This window comes from Pseudomonas sp. NPDC089534, from assembly GCF_044749305.1.
In the GTDB taxonomy this organism is placed as follows: Bacteria; Pseudomonadota; Gammaproteobacteria; order Pseudomonadales; family Pseudomonadaceae; genus Aquipseudomonas; species Aquipseudomonas ekonensis.
In genome coordinates, this window is sequence record NZ_JBIVHR010000004.1 from 71,431 (window position 1) to 93,437 (window position 22,007).

The 22,007-nt window shown below is 66.4% G+C and carries 17 protein-coding genes; 4 read left to right on the forward strand and 13 right to left on the reverse strand.

What is annotated here, in order from left to right:
* Positions 1-139: 139 nt before the first annotated feature.
* From ACIP0B_RS02250 to ACIP0B_RS02265, 4 genes are all read left to right on the forward strand, one after another.
* Complete coding sequence (locus tag ACIP0B_RS02250) at positions 140-1,639, forward strand: efflux transporter outer membrane subunit (RefSeq protein ID WP_400829481.1); 1,500 nt, start codon at positions 140-142, stop codon at positions 1,637-1,639.
* Positions 1,640-1,846: 207 nt separating this feature from the next.
* Entirely contained in the window at positions 1,847-4,039 is a 2,193-nt protein-coding gene (locus tag ACIP0B_RS02255; protein WP_400829483.1) for an FUSC family protein, read from the forward strand.
* Positions 4,029-4,229 carry a DUF1656 domain-containing protein gene (locus ACIP0B_RS02260; RefSeq protein ID WP_015096751.1) on the forward strand — a complete coding sequence of 67 codons (201 nt, stop codon included), beginning with the start codon at positions 4,029-4,031 and terminating at the stop codon, positions 4,227-4,229. The genes ACIP0B_RS02255 and ACIP0B_RS02260 overlap by 11 nt, the downstream gene beginning before the upstream one ends.
* A 25-nt stretch (positions 4,230-4,254) precedes the next feature.
* A complete protein-coding gene (locus ACIP0B_RS02265; protein ID WP_400829486.1) occupies positions 4,255-5,118 on the forward strand; it encodes an efflux RND transporter periplasmic adaptor subunit in 864 nt (287 codons plus the stop codon).
* A 179-nt stretch (positions 5,119-5,297) separates the two neighbouring features.
* Here the strand turns inward: ACIP0B_RS02265 and ACIP0B_RS02270 are convergent, their stop codons facing one another.
* The 13 genes from ACIP0B_RS02270 to alg8 all read right to left on the reverse strand — a co-directional run bounded on the left by ACIP0B_RS02270 (position 5,298) and on the right by alg8 (position 21,923).
* Positions 5,298-6,122, reverse strand: a complete 825-nt coding sequence (locus tag ACIP0B_RS02270; RefSeq protein ID WP_400829488.1) for an SDR family oxidoreductase — start codon at positions 6,120-6,122, stop codon at positions 5,298-5,300.
* 45 nt (positions 6,123-6,167) lie between these two features.
* On the reverse strand, positions 6,168-6,632 hold the full coding sequence (locus ACIP0B_RS02275) for a multidrug transporter (protein ID WP_400829490.1): 465 nt from the start codon (positions 6,630-6,632) through the stop codon (positions 6,168-6,170).
* 197 nt (positions 6,633-6,829) lie between these two features.
* Positions 6,830-8,281 (reverse strand): mannose-1-phosphate guanylyltransferase/mannose-6-phosphate isomerase, encoded by a 1,452-nt coding sequence (locus ACIP0B_RS02280; RefSeq protein WP_400829492.1) that lies wholly within the window; start codon positions 8,279-8,281, stop codon positions 6,830-6,832.
* A gap of 133 nt (positions 8,282-8,414) precedes the next feature.
* Entirely contained in the window at positions 8,415-9,071 is a 657-nt protein-coding gene (locus ACIP0B_RS02285; protein ID WP_400829494.1) for an alginate O-acetyltransferase AlgF, read from the reverse strand.
* Positions 9,072-9,085: 14 nt separating this feature from the next.
* Positions 9,086-10,261 (reverse strand): alginate O-acetyltransferase, encoded by a 1,176-nt coding sequence (locus tag ACIP0B_RS02290; protein ID WP_400829496.1) that lies wholly within the window; start codon positions 10,259-10,261, stop codon positions 9,086-9,088.
* A 10-nt stretch (positions 10,262-10,271) separates the two neighbouring features.
* Entirely contained in the window at positions 10,272-11,837 is a 1,566-nt protein-coding gene (locus ACIP0B_RS02295; protein ID WP_400829498.1) for an MBOAT family O-acyltransferase, read from the reverse strand.
* Positions 11,838-12,047: 210 nt separating this feature from the next.
* Entirely contained in the window at positions 12,048-13,172 is a 1,125-nt protein-coding gene (locus tag ACIP0B_RS02300; protein ID WP_400829500.1) for a mannuronate-specific alginate lyase, read from the reverse strand.
* A gap of 8 nt (positions 13,173-13,180) precedes the next feature.
* On the reverse strand, positions 13,181-14,629 hold the full coding sequence (locus ACIP0B_RS02305) for an alginate O-acetyltransferase (protein ID WP_400829502.1): 1,449 nt from the start codon (positions 14,627-14,629) through the stop codon (positions 13,181-13,183).
* Between the two features lie 10 nt (positions 14,630-14,639).
* Positions 14,640-16,211 (reverse strand): mannuronan 5-epimerase AlgG, encoded by a 1,572-nt coding sequence (gene algG / locus ACIP0B_RS02310; RefSeq protein ID WP_400829504.1) that lies wholly within the window; start codon positions 16,209-16,211, stop codon positions 14,640-14,642.
* A gap of 26 nt (positions 16,212-16,237) precedes the next feature.
* Positions 16,238-17,719 (reverse strand): alginate export family protein, encoded by a 1,482-nt coding sequence (locus tag ACIP0B_RS02315; RefSeq protein ID WP_400829506.1) that lies wholly within the window; start codon positions 17,717-17,719, stop codon positions 16,238-16,240.
* Positions 17,716-19,221: an alginate biosynthesis TPR repeat lipoprotein AlgK gene (gene algK, locus ACIP0B_RS02320; protein WP_400829508.1), complete on the reverse strand. Its 1,506-nt coding sequence runs from the start codon at positions 19,219-19,221 to the stop codon at positions 17,716-17,718. The genes ACIP0B_RS02315 and algK overlap by 4 nt, the downstream gene beginning before the upstream one ends.
* Positions 19,222-19,236: 15 nt before the next feature.
* Positions 19,237-20,406 (reverse strand): PilZ domain-containing protein, encoded by a 1,170-nt coding sequence (locus ACIP0B_RS02325; protein ID WP_400829510.1) that lies wholly within the window; start codon positions 20,404-20,406, stop codon positions 19,237-19,239.
* 35 nt (positions 20,407-20,441) lie between these two features.
* The gene (gene alg8 / locus ACIP0B_RS02330; RefSeq protein ID WP_400829512.1) at positions 20,442-21,923 is read right to left on the reverse strand and encodes a mannuronan synthase; all 1,482 of its coding nucleotides are present in this window, start codon (positions 21,921-21,923) and stop codon (positions 20,442-20,444) included.
* Between the last annotated feature and the right edge of the window lie 84 nt (positions 21,924-22,007).

The following is a 22,007-nucleotide window of genomic DNA, read 5'->3' on the forward strand; positions in this document are numbered from 1 at the left end:
AAGTGGGAATGGGGTGTGCTTGCGCATGCGCCAGGTCAACGGATCCGGTGCCCGGGTGTGATACCGCGCCGGCAGGCAACCGCTCCGTCGCCGCTCCCACAGGTTCCCCGCTTTTCCCCTCTTTCAGGAATTCGCAGCAGTGCCGCGTCGCATCAACAGAGCGCTTTTGCCGCTCAGTGTTCTGGCTTTTACCCTGGGTCTTGGCGGCTGCATCGGAACCGGCGGGATCGCCCCGCAGGGCAAGGCGCTGGAGGCCAATGCACTGGCCACCGACGAGGCCATCGCCCACGCCGCCCGTGACGCAAACTGGCCCGCCGCGCAATGGTGGCAAGCCTTTGGCGACCCGCAACTGAACCGCTGGATCGACCAGGCCGTGCAAGGCAGCCCGAGCCTGGCCATGGCCGCCGCGCGGGTGCGCCAGGCCAAGGCCATGGCCGGCGCGGCCGAAGCCGCCGAGTCGCTGCAGGTCAACGGCCAGTCCACGCTCAAGCGCCACAATTGGCCGACCGATCCGTTCTACGGCCCGGGCGACCTGGCCAACACCACCACCTGGGACAACAACGCCGCGCTGGGCTTCAGTTACGACCTGGACCTCTGGGGCCGGGACCGCAACAGCACCGAGCGGGCGGTGGACCTGGCGCACATGACGGCGGCCGAGGCGCAGCAGGCCCGGCTCGAACTGCAGAACAACCTCGTGCGCGCCTACATCGAGCTGTCGCTGCATTACGCCCAGCGCGACATCGTCGCCGCGACGCTGGCGCAGCAACAGCAGATTCTGGACCTGGCGCAAAAACGCCTGGACGGCGGGATCGGCACCCATTTCGAAGTCAGCCAGGCCGAAACGCCGTTGCCGGAAACCCACCGGCAACTGGATGCGCTGGACGAAGAAATCGCCCTGAGCCGCAACCAGATCGCCGCACTGGCCGGCAAAGGGCCGGGGGAGGGCGCGCAGTTGCGGCGGCCGACCCTGTCCCTGGGCACGGCGCTGAAACTGCCGTCGGCGCTGCCCGCCGAACTGCTCGGCCAGCGTCCGGACGTGGTCGCCAGCCGCTGGCAGGTGGCGGCGCAGGCCCGTGGCATCGACGTGGCCCACGCCGGGTTCTACCCCAACGTCGACCTGGTCGGCAGCCTCGGCTACATGGCCACCGGCGGCGGGGCGCTGGAGTTCCTGACCGGCAAGAAGCTCAACTACACCGTGGGGCCGGCGATCTCGCTGCCGATCTTCGACGGCGGGCGGCTGCGGGCGGAGCTGGGTGAAGCGTCCGCCGGCTACGACATCGCCGTGGCGCACTACAACCAGACCCTGGTCAATGCGCTGAAAAACCTCTCCGACCAACTGATCCGCCGCGAGTCGATGGACAAGCAGCAGACCTTCGCCGCCGAGTCCGTGGCCGCCGCGCAGAAGACCTACGACATCGCGATGGTCGCCTATCGGCGGGGGCTCACCGACTACCTCAACGTGCTCAACGCCCAGACCCTGCTGTTCAGGCAGCAGCAGGTGCAGCAGCAGGTGCAGGCGGCGCGGTTGAGCGCCCATGCGGAGCTGGTGACGGCGCTGGGCGGCGGGCTCGGCGCGGGCAACGATGTGCCGACGGCTGAGCAGACCCAGGTTCCGAAAACCCCGGCGTTGCTGCGGTGAAACTCTGCACTGCGGCCACCCGGTTTCTGTGGCGAGGGAGCTTGCTCCCGCTGGGCTGCGCAGCGGCCCCAAGACGACGGAGTTCCCGTGGGCCCTGGCGAACGCTGCGCACTCGGGCGGGACGGTGCGGCGATCCGACAAGCTCCCTCGCCACAGTGAGAACTGCCACAGACCCTCTTCCGGCCTACGACTTTTGAGCAAGACTCCATGACTCCCATGCCCGCCCCCCTGCGCTGGCTGCACTCCCTGGAATGGCGCCGGGGTTTTTTCGACTGGGCACGCAGCGACGGCGTGACCTGGGTCTACATCTTCAAGGTGCTGATCGCCGCGTTCCTCACCCTGTGGCTGGCGATGCGCCTGGAGCTGCCGCAGCCGCGCACGGCGATGATCACCGTGTTCATCGTCATGCAGCCGCAGAGCGGCCAGGTGTTCGCCAAGAGTTTCTACCGGTTCCTGGGCACCCTGGCCGGGTCGGCGATGATGGTCACGCTGATCGCGCTGTTCGCCCAGAACACCGAACTGTTCCTGGGTTCCCTGGCGATCTGGGTCGGCATCTGCTCGGCCGGCGCCGCCCGCTGCCGCAACTTCCGCGCCTACGGTTTCGTGCTGGCCGGGTACACGGCGGCGATGGTCGGCCTGCCGGCGCTGGCGCACCCGGACGGCGCGTTCATGGCGGCGGTGTGGCGGGTGCTGGAGATCTCCCTGGGGATTCTCTGCTCCACCCTGGTCAGCGCCGCGATCCTGCCGCAGACCGCCAGCGCCGCCATGCGCAACGCCTTGTACCAGCGCTTCGGCGTGTTCGCCCTGTTCGTCACCGACGGCTTGCGCGGGCGCAGCAAGCCTGAGGCGTTCGAGGCCAGCAACGTGCGCTTCATCGCCGAAGCGGTGGGCCTGGAAGGCCTGCGCAGCGTGACCGTGTTCGAAGACCCGCACATGCGTCGGCGCAACGGCCGGCTGAGCCGCCTGAACAGCGAGTTCATGGGCATCACCACCCGCTTCAACGCCCTGCACCAGTTGCTCGAACGCTTGCGCGGCAACGATGAGGAACACGTGGTGGCGGCGATCAGGCCGGGCCTGCAGGACCTGGCCGAAGTGCTCGACGGCTTCAGCGGCAGGGCCCTGACCAGCCCCGATGCGGCGCGCCTGGTGACGGCACTTACGGCCTACAAGGAAGGCCTGCCGGCGCGGGTGCGCAGCCTGCGGGGGGCGTTCCAGGAGACCGGCCCGAGCGAGGCCGAGCTGCTGGATTTCCACACCGCTTACGAGTTGCTCTACCGCTTCGTCGATGACCTGCACAGTTATGCGCAGACCCACGCGTCCCTGGCCGACCACCGTCACGAGCGCGAACGCTGGGACGAGCCGTTCACCCCGCAGACCAGTTGGTGGGCGGCGGCCGCTTCGGGGATCCGCGCCTCGTTCATCCTGATCGTGCTGGGCAGCTACTGGGTGGCCACCGCGTGGCCGAGCGGCGCGACCATGACCCTGATCGCCGCCGCCACCGTGGGCCTGTCCGCCGCCACGCCGAACCCCAAGCGCATGGCGTTCCAGATGGCGTGCGGCACGTTCCTCGGCGCGCTGATCGGCTTCGTCGAGATGTTCTTCATCTTCCCGTGGATCGACGGCTTCCCGCTCTTGTGCGTGATGCTGGCGCCGGTGATCGTGCTCGGCTCGTTCCTGACCTCGCGCCCGCAGTACGCCGGGGTCGGCCTCGGGCTGCTGATCTTTTTCAGCACCGGTTCGGTGCCGGACAACCTGACGATCTACAACCCGTACACCTTCATCAACGACTACATCGCCATGGTCATGGGCATGCTGGTGTGCGCCGCCGCCGGGGCGATCATCCTGCCGCCCAACAGCCGCTGGCTGTGGAAGCGGCTGGAGCAGGACCTGCGCGGCCAGGTGGTGTACGCCATCAGCGGCAAGCTCAAGGGCCTGGCCTCAGGGTTCGAAAGCCGCACCCGCGACCTGATGCACCAGGCCTACGGCCTGGCGACCGGCCAGCCGCAGGTGCAGAAAAACCTGCTGCGCTGGATGTTCGTGGTGCTGGAGGTCGGCCACGCGGTCATCGAGCTGCGCAAGGAGCAGACGATCCTGCCGGTGCACCCGGCCTACGCCGAATCCCAGCCGTGGCGCCAGGCGATCCGCGTGATGGGGCGGGCGCTGGTGCGGCTGTTCCTGCAACCCAACGCCAGCAACCTGGAGCGGGCGCTGGTGGCGGTCGACCACGCGATCGGCCGTGTCGCCGCCACCGACGAGCCGTTCGCGCCGCACTTCGACACCTCGGCGCTGCGCCGGGTGAAAAGCTACCTGCACTTCATCCGCACCTCGCTGCTCGACCCGCAGTCACCGCTCGCCGCCTACGCAACCGCCAAGCCCGAAGGACTTGCCCATGCCCCGTGAAATCGCCTTCCACGGCGTGTACATGCCGACCATGACCCTGATGTTCTTCATCGCCGCGGCACTGGCCTGGGCGCTGGACCGCTTCCTGTCGGGGTTCGACCTGTACCGCTTCTTCTGGCATCCGGCGCTGCTGCGCCTGAGCCTGTTCACCTGTCTGTTCGGCGCGATGGCGCTGACCGTCTACCGCTGACTCTCCAACTCTGAAGAAGGTCTTGATGAAAAAGTTTTTCAGCCTGCTCGCGACCCTGCTGGTGCTGGCCCTGGCGTTGTGGACCGGGCGCACCCTGTGGGAGCACTACATGAACACGCCGTGGACCCGCGACGGCCGGGTGCGGGCGGACATCATCAACGTCGCCGCGGACGTCACCGGCGAAGTGGTGGACGTGCCGGTGCGCGACAACCAATTGGTGAAGAAGGGCGACCTGCTGATGCAGATCGACCCCGAGCACTACCGGCTGGCGGTCAAGCAGGCGCAGGCGCTGGTGGCCTCGCGCAAGGCGACGTGGGAGATGCGCAAGGTCAACGCCCACCGCCGCGCCGACCTGGACAACCTGGTGATCTCCAAGGAAAACCGCGACGACGCCAGCAACATCGCCGACTCGGCCCTGGCCGACTACCAGCACGCCCAGGCGCAGCTGGAGGCCGCCGAACTCAACCTCAAACGCACCGAAGTGCGGGCGGCGGTGGACGGCTACGTGACCAACCTCAACGTACACCGCGGCGACTACGCGCGCATCGGCGAGGCGAAGATGGCCGTGGTCGACATGAACTCGTTCTGGGTCTACGGCTTCTTCGAAGAGACCAAGCTGCCCCATGTGCGCGTGGGCGACCAGGCCGACATGCAACTGATGAGCGGCGAAGTCCTCAAGGGCCATGTGGAGAGCATTTCCCGCGGCATCTACGACCGCGACAACCCGGAAAGCCGCGAGCTGATCGCCGACGTCAACCCGACGTTCAACTGGGTGCGCCTGGCCCAGCGGGTGCCGGTGCGCATTCACATCGACGAGGTGCCGGAAGGGGGGCTGCTGGCGGCGGGGATTACCTGCACGGTGGTGGTGAAGCAGTCCGACGGCCAATGATCCGTTGTGTGGCGAGGGAGCGAGCTCCCGCTGGGGCGCGTAGCGGCCCAAAAAAAACGGGTCTGCTGCGCAGCCCAGCGGGAGCAAGCTCCCTCGCCACAGGGGTCAGTAAGATGTGTTGATGAGCGCCGGGGCCGGCTCGACGGTCTGGACCGGCCGGTTTGGCCATTTCGCCGCCGTCAGAGGCTTGCGCGCAACCCGAACCGCTTCATCAGCGTCGATTCCAGCAGGCCCTTGGGCAGCCAGGTCGCCAGCAACGGCAGCGCCCGGCTGCCGTTGCCGATGCGGATCAGCCGGGGCGGGTTGGCCTGCTGCACAGCCTTGAGCAGTTCGGCGGCGAAGTCCCGGGCCGGGGTCGGCTTGTCCTGGGACGCCTTGGCCCGCGCCCGGATCCCTTCGCGCAACGGAAACCACGGCGACTGCTCGGTGATCAGTTGCTCGGCCTCATGGCCTGCGTTCTTGGCGAAGCTGGATTCGATGGCGCCGGGCTGGACTTCCGTCACCCGGATGCCGAACGGCGCCAGCTCCATGCGCAGCGCGTCGCTCAAGGCGTGCACCGCCGCCTTCGAGGCGCAGTAGGCGCCGGCGAACGGCGTGACCAGCACGCCCGACACGCTGCCGACGTTCACCACCAGGCCCTTGGCCCGGCGCAGCACCGGGAACAGCGCACGGGTGACGCCGACGATGGAAAACACGTTGGTCTCGAACTGGCGCTGCATGGCCGGCACGCCGCCGTCGAGCAGCGGGCCCATGGCGCCGTAGCCGGCGTTGTTGATCAGCACGTCGAGGCCGCCGCGCTCGTGGTTGAGCCGCTCGCTCAACTGCTCCAGCGCCGCGCCGTCGTTGACGTCCAGCTGCACGGCGGTGAAGCCGGCGGCGCTCAGCGCGGCGACGTCTTCGGCCTTGCGCGCGCTGGCCCAGACGTCATAGCCGGCGGCCTTGAAGGCGTCGGCGAGGGCGCGGCCGATGCCGCTGGAACAACCGGTGATCAGTGCAACGGGCATGGCGCATTCCTTATGCAGAAGTGAAGGGTGCAGAAGTGAAGGGGATCAGTCGGAGAAACTACCCTGCAACCGCTCGGCGCGGAACTCCAGGGTCTGCGGACGGTAACCGGGGCGCAGCGGCGGCAGCGGCAGGCAGTCTTCCCAGTTGCCGCCGGCCTGCAGTTCGCCGGGGCCGCGGTAGCGCGGGGCGGTGTACTGGTTGTCGGCCAGGTTGACCGTGTCGCCCGGCGCATACGCGGCGATGCGCCAGCGCAGCTCGGTCAGCGGCACGTCGTTGCCGTTGTTCATCTTGAGCAGCAACGGGCGGTCGGCGGGACAGTGTTCGGGCGCGTAGGCGATGCGCAGCTCAAGGCGCGCCAGTTGCTTGACCTCGCGGTTGTCCAGCCACACCACCCACATCGCCACCAGCGCCAGCCCGACGGCCGCCGCCGCCGAGACCGGCAACGCCTTGGCGGGGTAGCGCAGCAGCAGGATCAGCCAGGTGATGACCAGCAGGACGCCGATGAACATGTCGCGCAACCTCGCAGGGATGGAAGGCCATCCTACCTAAGCGTAGATGGGGTTGGCGATTGGCAAGTGGTTTGCGGTGTCCGCTCCGGCGCCATCGCCAGCAGGCAACGAACGCCTCAGAAAAAAAGCCCCCGCCTGCCCCGCTGCGGATAGGGGACGCAGCGGGGCGGGCGGGGGCTTTTGTTACTGCCGGGCGGTCACTGCGCGATGGTCTTCACCGACACGCCGCGTCCGACCGGGGTGGAGCGGCCGTAGATGTCTTCGAAGCGCTCGATGTCGTCTTCGCCCAGGTACGAGCCCGACTGCACTTCGATGATCTCCAGCGGGATCTTGCCCGGGTTGCGCAGGCGGTGCACCGAGGCGATCGGGATGTAGGTGGACTGGTTCTCGGTGAGCAGGAACACGTTCTCGTCGCAGGTGACCTCGGCGGTGCCGCTGACCACGATCCAGTGCTCGGCGCGGTGGTGGTGCATCTGCAGCGACAGGCAGGCGCCCGGCTTGACCGAGATGTGCTTGACCTGGAACCGGCCGCCCATGTCCACCGAATCGTAGGAGCCCCACGGACGGTAGACCTCGCAGTGGTTCTGGGTCTCGCTGCGACCCTGCGCATTGAGGGTGTTGACCATCTGCTTGACGCCCTGGACCTTGTCCTTGTGGGCGATCATCATGGCGTCCTTGGTTTCCACCACGACGATGTTCTCCAGGCCGATCACCGACACCAGCTTGCCGTTGCCGTGGATCATGCAGTTCTTGCTGTCCTGGATCACCACATCGCCCTTGCTGACGTTGCCGTTGGCGTCCTTCTCGTTGACCTCCCACAGCGACGACCAGCAGCCGACGTCGCTCCAACCTGCGGTCAGCGGCACCACGCAGGCGCGCCGGGTCTTCTCCATGACGGAATAGTCGATGGAGTTGTCCGGGCAGCAGGCGAAGGTGGCTTCGTCGAAGGTGATGGTGTCCGGGTCCTGGACGCTGCGCTCCAGGGTCAGCAGGCAGGTGTCGTAGATGTCCGGGTCGTGCTTTTTCAGCTCTTCGAGGAAGCGGCTGGCGCGGAACAGGAACATGCCGCTGTTCCAGAAGTAGCCGCCGGACTCGACGTATTCGGTGGCGCGCTTGACGTCGGGCTTCTCCACGAAGTGCGAGACGCGGCTGACGCCTTCGGGCAGCAGCGAATCGTTGACTGACTTGATGTAGCCGTAGCCGGTCTCCGGCTTGGTGGCCGGCACGCCGAACAGCACCATTTCGCCGTTCTCCGCCGCCACGGTGGCCAGGGCCAGGGCACGCTGCAGGGCCTTCTGGTCCTCCAGCACGTGGTCGGCCGGCAGCACCAGCATCAGTTCGTCCCGGCCCTCGTTGACCAGCGTCATCGCGGTCAGCGCCACCGCCGGCGCCGTGTTGCGGCCGAACGGCTCCATCAGGATGCGCTGGGCCTCCAGCTGGCGGCTGGCCAACTGCTCGTTGACGATGAAGCGGTGCTCCTTGTTGCAGACCACGATGGGGGTGTCCATGCCTTCGAACACCAGGCGTTCGATGGTCTGCTGGAACAGGGTGTGCTCGCCGGTCAGGGCGAGGAACTGCTTGGGGAACTGCTTGCGCGACAGCGGCCAGAGACGGGAACCGCTACCACCTGACAAGATCACCGGAATCATATTCTTTACTCCATAAAATCAATTTGATTGGGCTTTTGCGGGAGCCGGCCTGCTGGCGATGGCATCACCTCGGTGCTTCTGCACAACCGGGTTGCCCGCATCGCCAGCAGGCTGGCTCCCACAGGGAATAGCTTTAGCGGGTAGACACCGGGCGCTTCACCCACACCGGCGACAGGCTGCTGCCGTTTCCGGTGACGTACAGCACCGCCGCTTCGCCGCGCTCCAGGGCGACCGGTTTCACGTCGCCGACTTTCTTGTCGCCCTCGAACAGCGCCAGGCTGACCTTCACCGGGTTGATCTCCCGTTCGCCGCGACCCTTGGCGGCCACGTTCGGCACCACCTCGGTCTTGCCGTCGGCGGTCTTGAGGGTCAGCGGCTTGTCGCTGAGGTTCTGCACGCGCACCAGGGATTTCTGCTTGTTCTTGAACGGCGGCTCCTCGATCAGCTGCGGCGCGCCGGAGGCGTTGTTGACCAGGGTGTAGTAGTGGTCGCCGGCCAGTTTCACCGGCAAGGTCTGGCTGCCGACCTTGGCGCTGTAGTCGCCGCCGGGCATGAAACTGAAGTCGCTGCTGGCCAGCGGGGCGATGTCGCTCAGGCTGGTGCTGCCGACGGTGGCGCTGACTTCGGCGTTGCTGGCGTTGTAGACGCGCACGAAGGTCGAGCCTTTGGGCGCGGTCGGGCCGTAGAGCGCGGCGTCGCCGCCGGCGAACGCCTGCACCGACAGCACGCTCAGGCCGGCGACCAGGGCAAGGCGTTGGGCGAGACGACGCGGAGTTGGAGTGAAAGTCATGGTGTACCTCTCTTTCAGTTTTGCGCCCGGTCGGGCGTCTCGGATGAAGTGTTCACAGCTACGTTCTGTTGGCGCGCGCCGGCTTGTTTGAGCTCTGCGACCCACTGCGGGTCGGCGTCGCCGATTTCGTTGTTCACAGGCAGATATCGTTCAGGGAACTCCCAGATCAGCACCTGGGGCGGGCTGTTCTTGAAGTCGTCGCTTTTGAGGTAGCTGAGCATCGGCAGGATCGGGCCGTGGCCGTCTTCGGCGTAACTGACCACGTCGCTGTTGAGCGCCTGTTTGAGCGCGCCGACGAAGTTCCAGTTGGGGTTGGCGCTGTAGCTGGTGCCGATCAGCGCCACCGGCACTTCGCGGCTGGCGAACAGGGCGTCGTCGCCGGCCGGCTGCTGGTCGGCGGCCACGGTGTTGCGCTTCTGCAGCGGCTCCTGGGCCGGCATCAGGTTCTCGAACAGCGGATCCAGCGGCAGGAACAGGCGCAGGTCGCCCTTGTGCGTGACCTTCTCGGCCGGCGTGGTGACGAAACGCTGCGGCTCGCCGCTGAGCGGGAACGTGTCGGCGATGGTCTTGGCCAGGGTGTCGGCGGCGATTTCCGCGCCTTCCGGGGTCCAGTGGGTGTCGGTGCGCAGGAACACTTGCTGACCGTTCCGCTTGGCCTTTTGCAGCGGGCCGAGCAGGTCGGGGGCGAGGATCTTGTCCGCCGCCACGCGGGCGTGGAAGTCCTGGTACAGATTGGCGTGGATGCTCGCCGGCTTCACCTCGCCCAAGTGTTCCGGGTACAGGCGCACCTTGGCCGGCACGATGGCCATCACCAGTTTCACGCCTTTGGCCTTGAGGGTCTGGCGCACGCCTTCGACCAGCGCGTAGTTGCCTTGCAGGTTCAGCTCTTCGTTGACGATCGGGTTGAATTCCTCGTCGCTGTACAGCCACTGGTCACGGCCGAGCACCACGCCCGGACGGCCTTCGTTGAACAGCTTGAAATCCAGCGCGGCCCACAGGTTGGTGCCCAGGCGCTTGATCGGGAACTCGTCGTCGTAGTGGGTTTCCACAGCCTTGGTCCAGCGGCCGTTGAGCACCGTGGCGTCGGCGTTGGTGCTGAAGCCGAAGAAGCTGCGCAGCGACCACAGGCCGAGCACCAGCAGGGTCAGCAGAAACAGGGCGATGTAGAACATGCGTAATGAGCGGGTCATGGCAGATCCCTCAGAACTGGAAGTAAAGGAACGGCGAGAAGCTCTGCGCCGAGAGTTTGAGAATCGAGGCGATGAACAGCAGCAGCACCAGGGCGCGCATCGCGTAGCGCGGCCAGTCGGCGCTCCAGTAGGCCGGCTGCACCTGGGCCGGCGCGCCGACGGTGTAGCCGGGCTCGCGGATGGCCGCCGGGTTTTCGCCGGGGGCGGCCTTGATCAGGCCGGGTTGCGCGCCGGCCGGGCCGTCTTGCCCGGCGTCGTCGGCAGGCTTGGCCTTGACCGGGGCGGGGCTGGTGTACAGGTCGCGCAGGCCGAAGAACGCCAGGGTCACGTAAGCGACAACCAAGGTCGCCACTTGCAGGCCGGTGAGGCTGGCGCGGTTGAGTTCCGACAGCGACCAGTCGCCGAAGCTGAACATCGCGCCGTACATGCGCCCGGCCACGTGCAGGTTCTCGGCGCGGAAGATCACCCAGCCCATGACCACGAGCAGGAAGGTCAGGGCCCAGCGGACCGGGTTGAGGCGGCGCGGCGAGGTGTTGATGCCGAGCATCTTCTCGATCGCCAGCCACATGCCGTGCCAGGCGCCCCAGACGATGTAGGTGATGTTCGCGCCGTGCCACAGGCCGCCCAGCAGCATGGTCAGGAACAGGTTGCGGTAGGTCGTCAGCGTGCCCCGGCGGTTGCCGCCCAGGGTGATGTACAGGTAGTCGCGCAGCCAGGTGGACAGGCTGATGTGCCAGCGCCGCCAGAACTCGGTGATCGACTGGCTGACGTAGGGCTGCTTGAAGTTCTCCATGAAGCGGAAGCCCATCATCAGGCCCAGGCCGATGGCCATGTCGCTGTAGCCGGAGAAGTCGAAGTACAGCTGCGCGGTGTAGGCCAGCGCGCCGAGCCAGGCATCGCCGGTGGTCGGGTGCTGCAGGGCGAAGCAATGGTCGGCGACCACCGCCAGGGTGTCGGCGATGAACACTTTCTTGATGAAGCCCTGCATGAAGCGGGTGCAGCCCTCGGAGAACTTGTCGAGGGTGTGGGTGCGGTGGTTGAACTGGTCGGCCAGGTCACGGAAGCGCAGCACGGGACCTGCGATCAGGTGCGGGAAGATCGCCACGAACGCCGCGAAGTCGATCAGGTTGCGGGTGGCCGGGGTGTCGCCGCGGTACACGTCGATGATGTAGCTGATGGACTCGAAGATGTAGAACGAGATGCCGATCGGCAACAGCACATGGGTGAGGATGAACGGCTCCAGGCCGAACGAGGTCATGATCGCGTTGAGGCTGTCGACGCCGAAGTTGGCGTACTTGAAATAGCCCAGGATGCACAGGTCCACCGCCACGCCGAGCAGCAGCCAGCGCTGGGCCGGTTTGCTCCTCACGCCGGCGGCGCCGACCTTCAGGCCGATCCAGTAGTTCCACAGGGTGACGCCGGCGAACAGCGCCAGGAAGTCCACCCGCCACCAGGCGTAGAACACGTAGCTGGCGATCAGCAGCAGCAGGTTGCGGTAGCGTTGCCCGCTCAGGTAGTACAGGCCGAGGAAGATCGGCAAGAACAGGAACAGGAACACGTTGGATGAAAAGACCATCCCGGTTTCTCCATGTTTGAAGCCACAGTCAAGGGCCAAGGCCCCCCAAAACCCCCCACGAAAAGTCCGGGGGATGTATTGCATCCAGATTCACCGCAACCCTTGTGGGAGCTGGCTTGCCAGCGATAGCGTCGGGTCAGTCGACATCAGTGTTGAATGTCAGATTGCAATCGCTGGCAAGCCAGCTCCCACAGGGGTTCGTGTTCTGCCTTACGAGCCCTTGTTGCCCTTCTCGTGCGACGGGTCGTAGACCTTGGTCAGGTCGCCGCCCAGGCGGAAGGTCTTGAACGGCTGCATGCCGTGCTTCTTCTCCAGCACATCCGGCGCACAGGCGTAGAGGCTGCAGAACGGTTCGAGCCAGGCGAATTTCATGTCCTCCTTCAGGTCGGTCATGTCCTGCTTCTTGCCGTTCTTCGCTTCGAAGGCGTCCGGATCCTTCACGCCGGCCAGCACCCGGTCGCCCAGGCGCTTGAGGGCGCCGTTGTTCTCCTGGCGCAGGTCCACGCCGTTGACCTGGGCGAAGCTGGCGATCATCGCCAGCGGCGGCAGGGCGTAGTTGTGGTAGGCCAGGGCGCGCTGCTGGCGCTTGAGTTCGTTGGGCAGGTAGCCGTCGGCGTCGATCTGGCCGGCGCCGACCTTGTATTCCTTCACCGCCCAGTCGAACAGGTCGCGGCGGTCGGTGGCGATGGCCGTCGCCATCACCGACCACGCGGCCCAGTACGAGTGGTTGTTGGTCTGCGCCAGCGGCAGGTTGTCCCAGTCGCTCACCACCTGGTCGGCCAGTTTGCCGAACCACGCCTCGATCTCCCGGGCCTCCTGCTGATGCTGGGCCAGCGGGTGCGAGTCGGAGAACTTCAGGCGGATGTACGAGGACGCCATGCTGCCCAGCGCCCATTTGCGCATCGACTTGCCGGTGTGGTTGAAGTCTTTCGACATCAGCGCATCGGCCCGGGCCCAGGCGGTCAGCCAGTCGAGCGTGCAGTCGAGCTGCTCCGGGCGGCCGTCGCGCATGAACTGCATCACCCGCTTGGCCGTGCCGCGCTCAAGTTTGGTGATGTCGGCGGTGCTGTCGCGGAAGGCTTTCTCCGACTGCACGTTGAGGGTGGCGCGGGCCTTGTCCGAGCCTTCGTACTTGCTGCGAAACTGCAGCGGGCCGGTGTAGGGCGCCGGCATGGCGTCGCAGCCTTCGCGCTTGTCGCCGGTCTTGAACTTGTCCACAGGCGCGAAGTAACCCTGGGGCGGACGCAGCGGCGCGGCGGCCTGGACGGCCCCGGCGAACATCGCCAGGGTCAGCAGGGACGGCGCAAGCAGGTGTTTGATCGTTCGGTTTCGCATGGCAGACCTCATTGCCCGAGCTGGGCGGTTTGCGGCCCCGCGCCCGGGAATACGTTGCGTTTGCAGATTTTCGCTTCGACCTTCTGCGGCGCGGTGCCCGCTTCCGGGCCCTGGACTTCGACGGCCAGCAGGTTCTGCGTGGCCCAGTCCTCATCCGTGCGCAGCTCGAAGGCGAAACGCCCGTCGGTGTCGGAGGTTTCCGGCTTTTCGATCTTGATGTCCTCGTGGCGGCCGTTCATGTACCAGAGGGTGGCCTGCAGGGTCTTCACCGAGGTGTCGGCGAAGCGGATGTCGACCTGGTGGCCGCTGTTCTGCAGGTTCAGGTTCTTGCTGTTGACCAGCAGTTCGTTCTTGCCCGGCTTGAGCGTCGCGCTGGCGCTCATCTGCGCGTCCTTGCCCTCGCAGCCGTTGTCCAGCAGCGCCATCATCTGGCGGTAGATGGTTTCCTGGTCGAGGCGGTACAGCGGCGAGAACTCCCAGATGAGGATCTTGGGCGGCGACTTCTGGAACTCGTCGCTGCCCAGGTACTGCAGCATCGAACCTTCCAGGCCGCCGCCGGGGAACGCCACGTTGAGGATGTCGGCGCCGATGGCCTCTTCGAGGAAGCCTGCGAAGTTGTAGTTCTTGCCGCTGTGGGAGGTGCCCACCAGGGTGATCTGCGGGTTGCCGCTGTCGCCGAACAGGTCGCCGTCGCCGGCCTCGCCCTTGGGCTCGGTGGTGAACTGGTCCATGTACTGGATCGCGTAGCTGGTGCCGCACAGTTGCCCGGCCATGTTGTGCAGGGTGCCGGTCTTGCCCATGCGCCCGGAGCGCTTGGTCTCGAACTCGCGCTTGGGGATGTCGGCGAAGGCCGGGATCCGCTTGACCTGCTCGGCGACGATCTTCGCCGTGCGCTGGGCGCCGTAAGGCGTCCAGTGCTGGTCGCCGCGGAAGTAGAAGTCGTGGGCGGGCAGGGTCTCGGGCAGCGACTCGTTGGTGAGCGGCGACAGGTCCGGCACCACATAACCCATCTTGGCGAAGCGGCCGAGCATGGTCTTGTAGTTGCCCAGCGCCTTCTCGTAGTCGAAGGCGGCCTTCTCCTGCGGGTTGAGCTTGTTGCGGTTCACCAAGCCACGGGTCGGCTGGTAGACGATCACCAGTTCCACGCCCTTGCTCTTGAACGCATCGTGCAGCTGTTGCAGGCGCCGGTAGCCGGCGGGGGTGGTGTCGAATTCGGTGCGCAGGTCTTCCTGGGTGCGGAACAGCCAGTCGCCCTGGGCCTGCACCAGGGTGGTGAAGTTCTGCTGGTAGCGGGTGGTGTAGTTCTTCGGGTCGTGGGCGGCGGGGCACAGGCTGCAGCACGGCTCGGCGGTGAACGCAGGCGCCTTGGCCTCGTCCGCGCCGGCGCCGTCGCTGGCCGCCAGGATGCCCACGGTCAGGGCCGACAGGCTGAGCAGTTTGATCAGGTGTGGGTGCATAAAGAGGTCCTCAGTCCCGCATTTCGGTCTGGCGTTCGACGGGGTCGATCAGCACGGCTTTCTGCTGGCGCACCAGCAGGTCGAGAATTTCATCCTGGCGCTCGCCGAGGATGCCGTTGAAGCTGATGCCGCTGGATTTGGTCGGCGCCAGCATCGACACGCGGTACAGCTCGACGCTCAGCGGCGAGTCGATGGCCATCGGGCCGCTGCCGTTGGCCGCCAGTTCGCCGCCGACCACGATCAGCGAGACCTGGGCGTCGAACGGGTCGAGCTTGATGTCGCGGTCGGTGTCGGTCAGGTCCTTGATGTGGCCGTAGACGCCGGTCAGGCCGTTGGCCATGGCGACGTTCTCGTACAGGCGGATGTTCACGCTGTTGCGGATGCGGATGCCGTGGCGCTTGTTGCTGATGACCTTGTTGCCCCACAGCAGGTTGTCGGCGGACTCGTAGAGGGTGATGCCGTCGGTGTGGTTCCTGTAGATCTCGTTGTGGGCGATCACGTTGTTCACGCTGTTGCGGTCGATCACCAGCCCCGAGAGGTGGTTGTCGTAGCTCTTGTTGTTGAAGATGAAGCTGTCGTTCACCTCGCGGGAGATGATGATCCCGTGCTTCTTCTTCGTGCCGTAGACGGTGTTCTCGGCGATGACCAGACCGTGGGAACGGTCGTGGGGGTCGATGCCGTAGACGATGTTGTCCCGGTAGGTGTTGCCCTTGACCACGAAGTCGCGGGTCTCGTAGCAGTAGAAGCCGTACCACATGTCAGAGAACTCGGAGCCGACGATCCAGCCGGTCGGCTCGGGGCGCTTGAGCACCTTGGCCATGTTGGGCGTGTACTGGGAAATGGACACGCCGTAGGACTTGCTGTTGGCGTAGCCGAAGCTGGCCATCTTGCTGTTGACGATGTAGGTCTCGGTGCCGCCCCAGGCGAGCAGGAACGGACGGAATTCCTTGGGCGAGCGGAAGGTCGCCGGGCCGTTGTCCTTCTCGCGCCAGCCGGTGACTTTGGTGTCGCGCACGAACAGCTGGCCGTCGTTGACCAGGAACGAGCCGGCCTCCTGGGACAGGCGCAGCTCCTGGGTCTGGCCGTCGATCTCGAGGATGCCTTTGCGGCCGACGACGATCGGCAGCTTGGCCAGGTACACGCCCGGCGCGGTTTCGCTCAAGTACTGCTTGGGCAGCTTCTGCGCCAGCTCCTTGAGGTTCATGTAGCCGTCGTCGACGAAGATCGCCTGGGGGATGCCGTGCTGGCGCACCACCCATTCGGCCATCTTGTTGTCGCCGCCGATGAAGTCCTTCAGGGCGTCTTCCTGCATCATCCGGCGCACGCTGACCTTGCCCGGCTTGCTGCGCACGATCTTCGCGGCGGCGGCCTCGGCGGTGTGGCCGGAGAGGTCGGGCAGCTTCGGTTCGGCCAGCTCCAGCGCCTCGGTCGGCGCGCTGCTGACGGTGTAGGTCTTGGCCTGCTGCAGCCCTTTGGCCACGGTCACCGGCTTCGCCGGCTCGGCCGTGGCGAAGGCGCCGGCGCTGGCCAGCAGCAGGGCGCCGGCCAACAGGCCGAGCGGGCCTTTCCTTGGGTTGTTCATGTCGGGCACTCCCTTCGCGGTCCGCATCAGAAGCGCCAGATCACGTCGATGAACGCGCGGTGCATGTACGAGTCGACCTGGCTGCCGTAGGCGTCGCCGGGCTTGAACACGCCGCCGCGAAAGCGCACCAGCGCCGACGGCTCGTCGATGGACTGGCTCAGCGCCGCCGGCAGCAGGCCTTGCTTGAAGTACTTGGTGACCACCAGATCCATCTCCTGGCCCATGTCCTTCTTGCCGTCGTCCAGCGGCAGGGAGGTGCTGGACAGGATCGCGCCGGTCACGTCGTCGGTGTCGTTCTCGACGGCGTTGATGCCGTTGCTGCCCACCGGCTTGTTGCCGTCCACGCGCCAGAACTTGTGGTAGATCAGGCTGGCGTCGTACTGGTCGTTGAGCATCCAGGAACCGAACAGGGTGGCGGTCTGCAGGTTGTTCATTTCGCCGCGGAACGCTTCGCCGAAGCGGTGCACCCGCGAGCGGGTGCCGGTGAAGTTCGAGCGGTTGCTTTCCAGGCCGTTCTGTTCGTAGTCGGCGCTGGCGCGGGCATACGCCGCACCGACCTGCCACTGCGGGTCGAGGCGCAGGCGCACGCCCAGGTCCGTGGCCCAGCCGTTGACGCTGTCGCTGCGCTTGGCCTCGGCCGGGCGGCTGCCGTCGGCGTTGAGCGGGTTGACCTTGTCGCGGTCGCCGCTCATGCCGGTGATGCTGCCCCAGTAGTTGACCGTGTTGGTGTTGCGCCAGTTGTAGGCGTCGCTGTCGGCGGTCAGGCCGAGCCAGCTGATGTCGCCGTTCTCGGTCTTGTCGAGGGTGTCGCGGGGCACGCCCGGTTCGGCGTAGTCGAGCTTGCCGTTGTCGTGGGTGTGGTGGCCGCGGATGCCGACCCACTGGCCCGGCGTCCACTGGTAGGCGGCGTCGGCGTAGGCGTGCAGGCGGTCCTTGTCCTTGGGCGCCAGTTCCTTGAGGTCGGTGCGGTATTCGCTGAAGCGCTCGGCGACGCCGGCGTTGGCCCGCAGCAGGGTGGTGTCGAAGGTCCAGTTCAGCGCCTCGATGTTGGTGTCGCGCCATTGGCCATCGTCGTTGCGCAGGCGCTGGCGGCCGAACTTGAGGATCTCGCCGGGGTAGGGCGTGAAGCCGCTGTAGCCGACCCAGAACTCGCGCATGGCCAGGTAGTTCTTCTTGGTCTGGCGGTCGCCGCTGTCGGTGACCTGGGCGCCGTCGGACTGCTGCAGGGTGTCGGTCTCGATGATGTCGGTGGAGGTCACGGCCTGGCCCATGGCGTAGGCGCTCCACGCGCCGCTCTCGCCGTAGACCCAGGGGCGCAGGTCGAGGCCCACGCCGTTGACGTCGCCGCCGCTGGCGGTGCCCAGGTCGCGGTCGTCCTCGGATTGGCCGGTGATCTTCACTTCCAGGCCGAAGTTCTTGGTTTCGGTGATCGCGGCCAGCGTCGGGCAGGACCAGATCAGGGCGAAGGACAGGCCGATGCCGGCCTTCACGAATGGATTCAACTTCATAGGGATTCCTCGCCTTCTTCTTCTGGCAGGGCATGCAGCGGCAGCGCGTTGCGGTTCAGGGCGCCGCGGCTGGCCTGTTCCTGTTGCAGCAGGCGCTGGGCCTGGGCCAGGCGTTCGGGGGGCAACTGCGCGGCGAGGGTGGTCGCCAGCTCATCGGCCTGCGGGGTGTTCTGGGCCTTGGCCAACTGACTGAACACGTAGGCGTTGACCGGGTCGGGCCGGGTGCCCTTGCCCTGGGAGAACAGTTGCGCGATGGCGAAGTCGGCGCTGTTCTGGCCGTTGCGCGCAGCGGTCAGCAGGTGGTCGAGGGCCTTCTGCGGATAGACCTTGCCCAGGTAGCCGCGGCGGTAGATCTGGCCGAGGTAGTAGTCGGCGGCCACCTCGCGGCCGACGGCCTTCTCGAAGTGCTGCTCGGCGACCTTCGCGTCGGCCGGCACCAGTTTGCCTTCGTAGTAGAGCTTGCCCAGCAGCAGTTCGGCGCGGGGTTGGTCGGCGGCGCGGCCGTTGTCCAGGTACTTCATCATCTGGTCGGTGTCGCCCAGTTCCGGGAAGTCGTAGAGCAGCTGCGCCAGGGTCACCCACGACGCCGGATAGCCCGGGGCGATGGGTTCGAGCAGCGCCTGCGCGGTCTTTTCGTCGGTCTTGCCCAGGGTCGGATCGGCCAGCACGCGGGCGACGGAGTCGACCCGTTGCGCGCTGACGGTGCCGCGGCCGTGGCCGGCCTGCAGCTGTTTGATCAGCTCGGCCTGTTGCTCCGGCTGCGCACGTTTCTGATAGACCGTGGCCAGTTCGACGTAGCAGATGTCGGTGGTGTTGAGCGCGGCCTTGCAGATCTTTTCCACGTCATCCAGATGCTGGTCGTAGGTGCCCCGGGTGCGGTACAGCAGCACCTGGGCCAGGCCGGCCTCCGGGTAGCCGGACTTGCGCCACTGATCGATCTGCTGCTGGGCGTCGATGTTCGGGAAGCTGTGCGGGTATTGCAGATACAGCATCGCCAGCGGGATCAACGTATTGCCTTCGCCCTGGGCGGCGGCTTTCTTCAGCAGGCCTTCGGCCTCTTGGTGTTCGGCTTCGGTGGCGCCGGGCTTGGCCACCAGCAAGCGGCCCAGGCGCGCCTGGGCCCGCGGCGACACGCTGGCCGCGGCGCGGTAGGTGGCTTCGGCCTGTTTCATCTGCTCGGGGTCGCGGCTGTCGACCTGAATGTCGGCAAGGCCCACTTGCGCCTCGCTGTAGCCCAGGTCCGCCAGCGCCCGGTAGTTCTGCGCGGCGGTCGCGGTGTCGCCGCGCTTGAGGGCTTCGTTGGCCAGGCGCTGGTCGGGCAGGCCTGCGCAACCGGCCAGGGAGACCGCCAGCGCCAGCGAGCACACCATCAGGCCCTTGTGGGAGCCAGCCTGCTGGCGATGCGGGCGGCTCGGTGCATCAGGCAGACCGAGTTGATGCAATCGCTGGCAAGCCAGCTCCCACAGGGACTGCGGCGTGCGTGAGAGAGTTGGAATGGTCACAGGCGTGTCCTCGACTTAAAGGCCGTGGGCCATGGCTTTGTCGATCAGCCAGTTCAGGTTCGGGCCGCGGTCGCTGTTCACTTCCACCGGGCGGCCGGCGAAGGTGCTGTCCAGCGGCTCGTCCGGCTGGATCTGCACGCGGATGTCCGAGGACAGGTCTTCGCTCTTGAGGCTGGCGCTGCGCACGATCTTGCCGGTGCGCAGTTGGTCGTCGCCGGCGATCCGGAAGCTCACCGGGGTGCCCGGACGCACGTCGCCGAACTGGCGGTAGGAGAAGCGCGCATCGACGGTGGCCTGGGTGTTGCGCGGCACCAGCTCGAAGATCACGTCGCCTTTGCTGGCGTACTGACCGTCGGCCACCAGCTGACGGGCCACGGTGCAGTCGCACGGCGAGGTGAGGGTGCCGGTCATCTGCTTGCCGAACAGTTCTTCCACCTTGGCCGGCTGCAGCTGGTCTTCGTCCAGGTGGCCCTTGAGCACGTCGAGCATGCTGGTGCTGAAGGTCGCCAGCGGCGCGCCCTTGGCGGCGACGCCGTCGGACTTCACCAGGCTCTGCACGGTGCCGTCGCGGGGCATGGTGATGTTCATGGCCGGCACGCTGACCAGGCCGGCCTGGGCGTGGCTGACGAAGTACATGCCGTACACCGACTTGGCGATGAAGCCGAACGCGGCCAGGCCGGCGACGAACACGCCGAGGCTGAAGGTCACGGCCTTCAGGCGCCCGAACGAGGTCATGCCGTGGCCGCCGTCCTTGTTCTTGCGCGCCTTGGTGAAGTTGTCGCGCTGCAGGGTCGCCAGCACTTCGCCGATGCTGACGATGTCGCCGGCCAGGTGCGAGGTGATCAGGTGGCGCAGGGTGGCGATGTCGCGTGGCTCCAGGTTCTGGAACTGGCAGCCGGTGCGGCCGGTCTGGCGGTCGTGGGAGCGGATCTGCATCTCGACGTCCATCGCCAGGCCGAGGTTGTCGATGACGAACTGCAGGCGTGCCTTGTGCACGTCGCCGACCTTGAGCGGCAACTGACCGGCGTTGAACGCCAGGCCGCCGGCCGACAGGTCGATGACCCGCGCCTCGACCGGTGTGCGGTCGGGGCCGAAGAAGCGCAGCTTGGCCGGGATCTTCACCCGCGCATGTTGGCGCTGGGCTTCGGATTCATGGACTACGTTGACGTTGACGGCGGTATTCATGGGAGCGGTTTCCTTGTTAATCCAAGAGAGGCGGGTCAGACCATCATCAGCAGCGCGGCGACGAAGAGGCTGCCGGCGGAGAAGGTCATGGTCCGAGACGACCAGGTGTTGAACCAACGTTGAAAGCTGGCGAGGTCACGGGACAGCGAAGTGGGTTGGCGGGTCCAGGACTGCTGGTCGAGGCGGAAGAACACGTAGATCTTCACCAGCGCGCCGACGATCTGGTTGTAATAGAGGATCGCGGGGTAGGCCGGGCCGATCCGGTGGCCGGAGCACGACAGCAGCAGGGTCAGGATCAGGCGGGTGATGCCGATCCACAGCAGGTACACGAGGATGAACGCGGTGCCGTACTTGACGCTGGCGATGATCGCCACGGTCAGGCCCAGCAGGGACGTCCACATCGACACGCGCTGGTCGAACAGCACCACCGAGGTGAAGAGCCCGAGGCGGCGGATGCCCAGGCCGAGGGCGCGGGAGTTCTGCCGCAGGTTGTTGCCGTACCAGCGGAACATCAGCTTGCGGCTGGCCTTGATGAAGCTCTTCTCCGGCGGGTGCTCGACGGTGTTGATCGCCGCGTCCGGCACGTAGAAGGTGTCGTAGCCCAGGCGCATCAGGCTGAACCAGCTCGACTTGTCGTCGCCGGTGAGGAACTTGAAGCGGCCCAGGCGCCAGTGCTGCAGCGAGTCGCTCTCGACGTCGGCGATGAACTCCGGGTTGGTGACCACGGTGGCGCGGAACACCGACATGCGCCCGGTCATGGTCAGCACGCGCTTGGACAGGGCCATCGAGCACATGTTGATGTGGCGTTGGGCGAAGCGCAGCTTGTGCCATTCGCTCATGATGTAGCCGCCGCGCACTTCGCAGAATTCGTTGGTGGTCAGGCCGCCGACGTTGCCGAACAGCTGGAACCACGGCACGGTCTTGCGCACCACGCCTTCGCCCAGCACGGTGTCGCCGTCGATCACGGCCACCACGGCGCGGTCGTCCGGCAGGTGGCGGGAGATCGCCCGGAAGCCGTAGGCCAGGCCGTCGCGCTTGCCGGTGCCGGGGATGCGCACGAAGTCGAGCTTGACCCGGTCCGGCGGGTTCATCCGCGCCCACAGGCTCTTGACCAGCAGTTCATCGGACATCTCGACGATGGAGCAGACCACGGTGGTCGGCAGGCCGCAGTCGATGGCCTCGCGGATCACCGAGCCGTAGACCTGGGCGGTGGTCAGCGCGTCGATGCGGAAACTGGTGACCATCAGGAACACGTGGGACGGGGCGGCCGCCGCGCCCAGCTTGCGCACCTTGCGCCGCAGGTGCGGGTAGACGATGTACAGGAAGATCATGCCGCGCACGAAGTGGGTGGCCCCCATCGAGTAGCGCCAGATGCCCACGGCGCCGATCAGGAAAATGAAGTCCTTCGACTCGGCGTCGAACGTGGACACGGGCAGCATCAGGGCCAGGCCCATCAACAGGCCCAGAAACAAAAGCCAGCCGGCCGCTTGCAGAAAAAAATGATTGAGCTTGGACATGACCGTCTTCCGAGGGTAAGGGAGGCTTCGAGCTGCAAGCCTCAGGCTGCAAGTGCTTGCAGCCTGAAGCTCGTCGCTTGGCGC

Bases quoted from the DNA above. Each gene is read 5' to 3' on its own strand.
- ACIP0B_RS02275 (WP_400829490.1), bottom strand. From the start codon at position 6,632: ATGTTCATCGGCGTCCTGCTGGTCATCACCTGGCTGATCCTGCTGCTG.
- ACIP0B_RS02280 (WP_400829492.1), bottom strand. From the start codon at position 8,281: ATGATTCCGGTGATCTTGTCAGGTGGTAGCGGTTCCCGTCTCTGGCCG.
- ACIP0B_RS02265 (WP_400829486.1), top strand. From the start codon at position 4,255: ATGAAAAAGTTTTTCAGCCTGCTCGCGACCCTGCTGGTGCTGGCCCTG.
- algG (WP_400829504.1), bottom strand. From the start codon at position 16,211: ATGAACAACCCAAGGAAAGGCCCGCTCGGCCTGTTGGCCGGCGCCCTG.
- ACIP0B_RS02300 (WP_400829500.1), bottom strand. From the start codon at position 13,172: ATGCGAAACCGAACGATCAAACACCTGCTTGCGCCGTCCCTGCTGACC.
- ACIP0B_RS02260 (WP_015096751.1), top strand. From the start codon at position 4,029: ATGCCCCGTGAAATCGCCTTCCACGGCGTGTACATGCCGACCATGACC.
- alg8 (WP_400829512.1), bottom strand. From the start codon at position 21,923: ATGTCCAAGCTCAATCATTTTTTTCTGCAAGCGGCCGGCTGGCTTTTG.
- ACIP0B_RS02305 (WP_400829502.1), bottom strand. From the start codon at position 14,629: ATGCACCCACACCTGATCAAACTGCTCAGCCTGTCGGCCCTGACCGTG.
- ACIP0B_RS02315 (WP_400829506.1), bottom strand. From the start codon at position 17,719: ATGAAGTTGAATCCATTCGTGAAGGCCGGCATCGGCCTGTCCTTCGCC.
- ACIP0B_RS02325 (WP_400829510.1), bottom strand. From the start codon at position 20,406: ATGAATACCGCCGTCAACGTCAACGTAGTCCATGAATCCGAAGCCCAG.
- ACIP0B_RS02255 (WP_400829483.1), top strand. From the start codon at position 1,847: ATGACTCCCATGCCCGCCCCCCTGCGCTGGCTGCACTCCCTGGAATGG.
- ACIP0B_RS02295 (WP_400829498.1), bottom strand. From the start codon at position 11,837: ATGGTCTTTTCATCCAACGTGTTCCTGTTCCTGTTCTTGCCGATCTTC.
- ACIP0B_RS02285 (WP_400829494.1), bottom strand. From the start codon at position 9,071: ATGACTTTCACTCCAACTCCGCGTCGTCTCGCCCAACGCCTTGCCCTG.
- ACIP0B_RS02290 (WP_400829496.1), bottom strand. From the start codon at position 10,261: ATGACCCGCTCATTACGCATGTTCTACATCGCCCTGTTTCTGCTGACC.
- ACIP0B_RS02270 (WP_400829488.1), bottom strand. From the start codon at position 6,122: ATGCCCGTTGCACTGATCACCGGTTGTTCCAGCGGCATCGGCCGCGCC.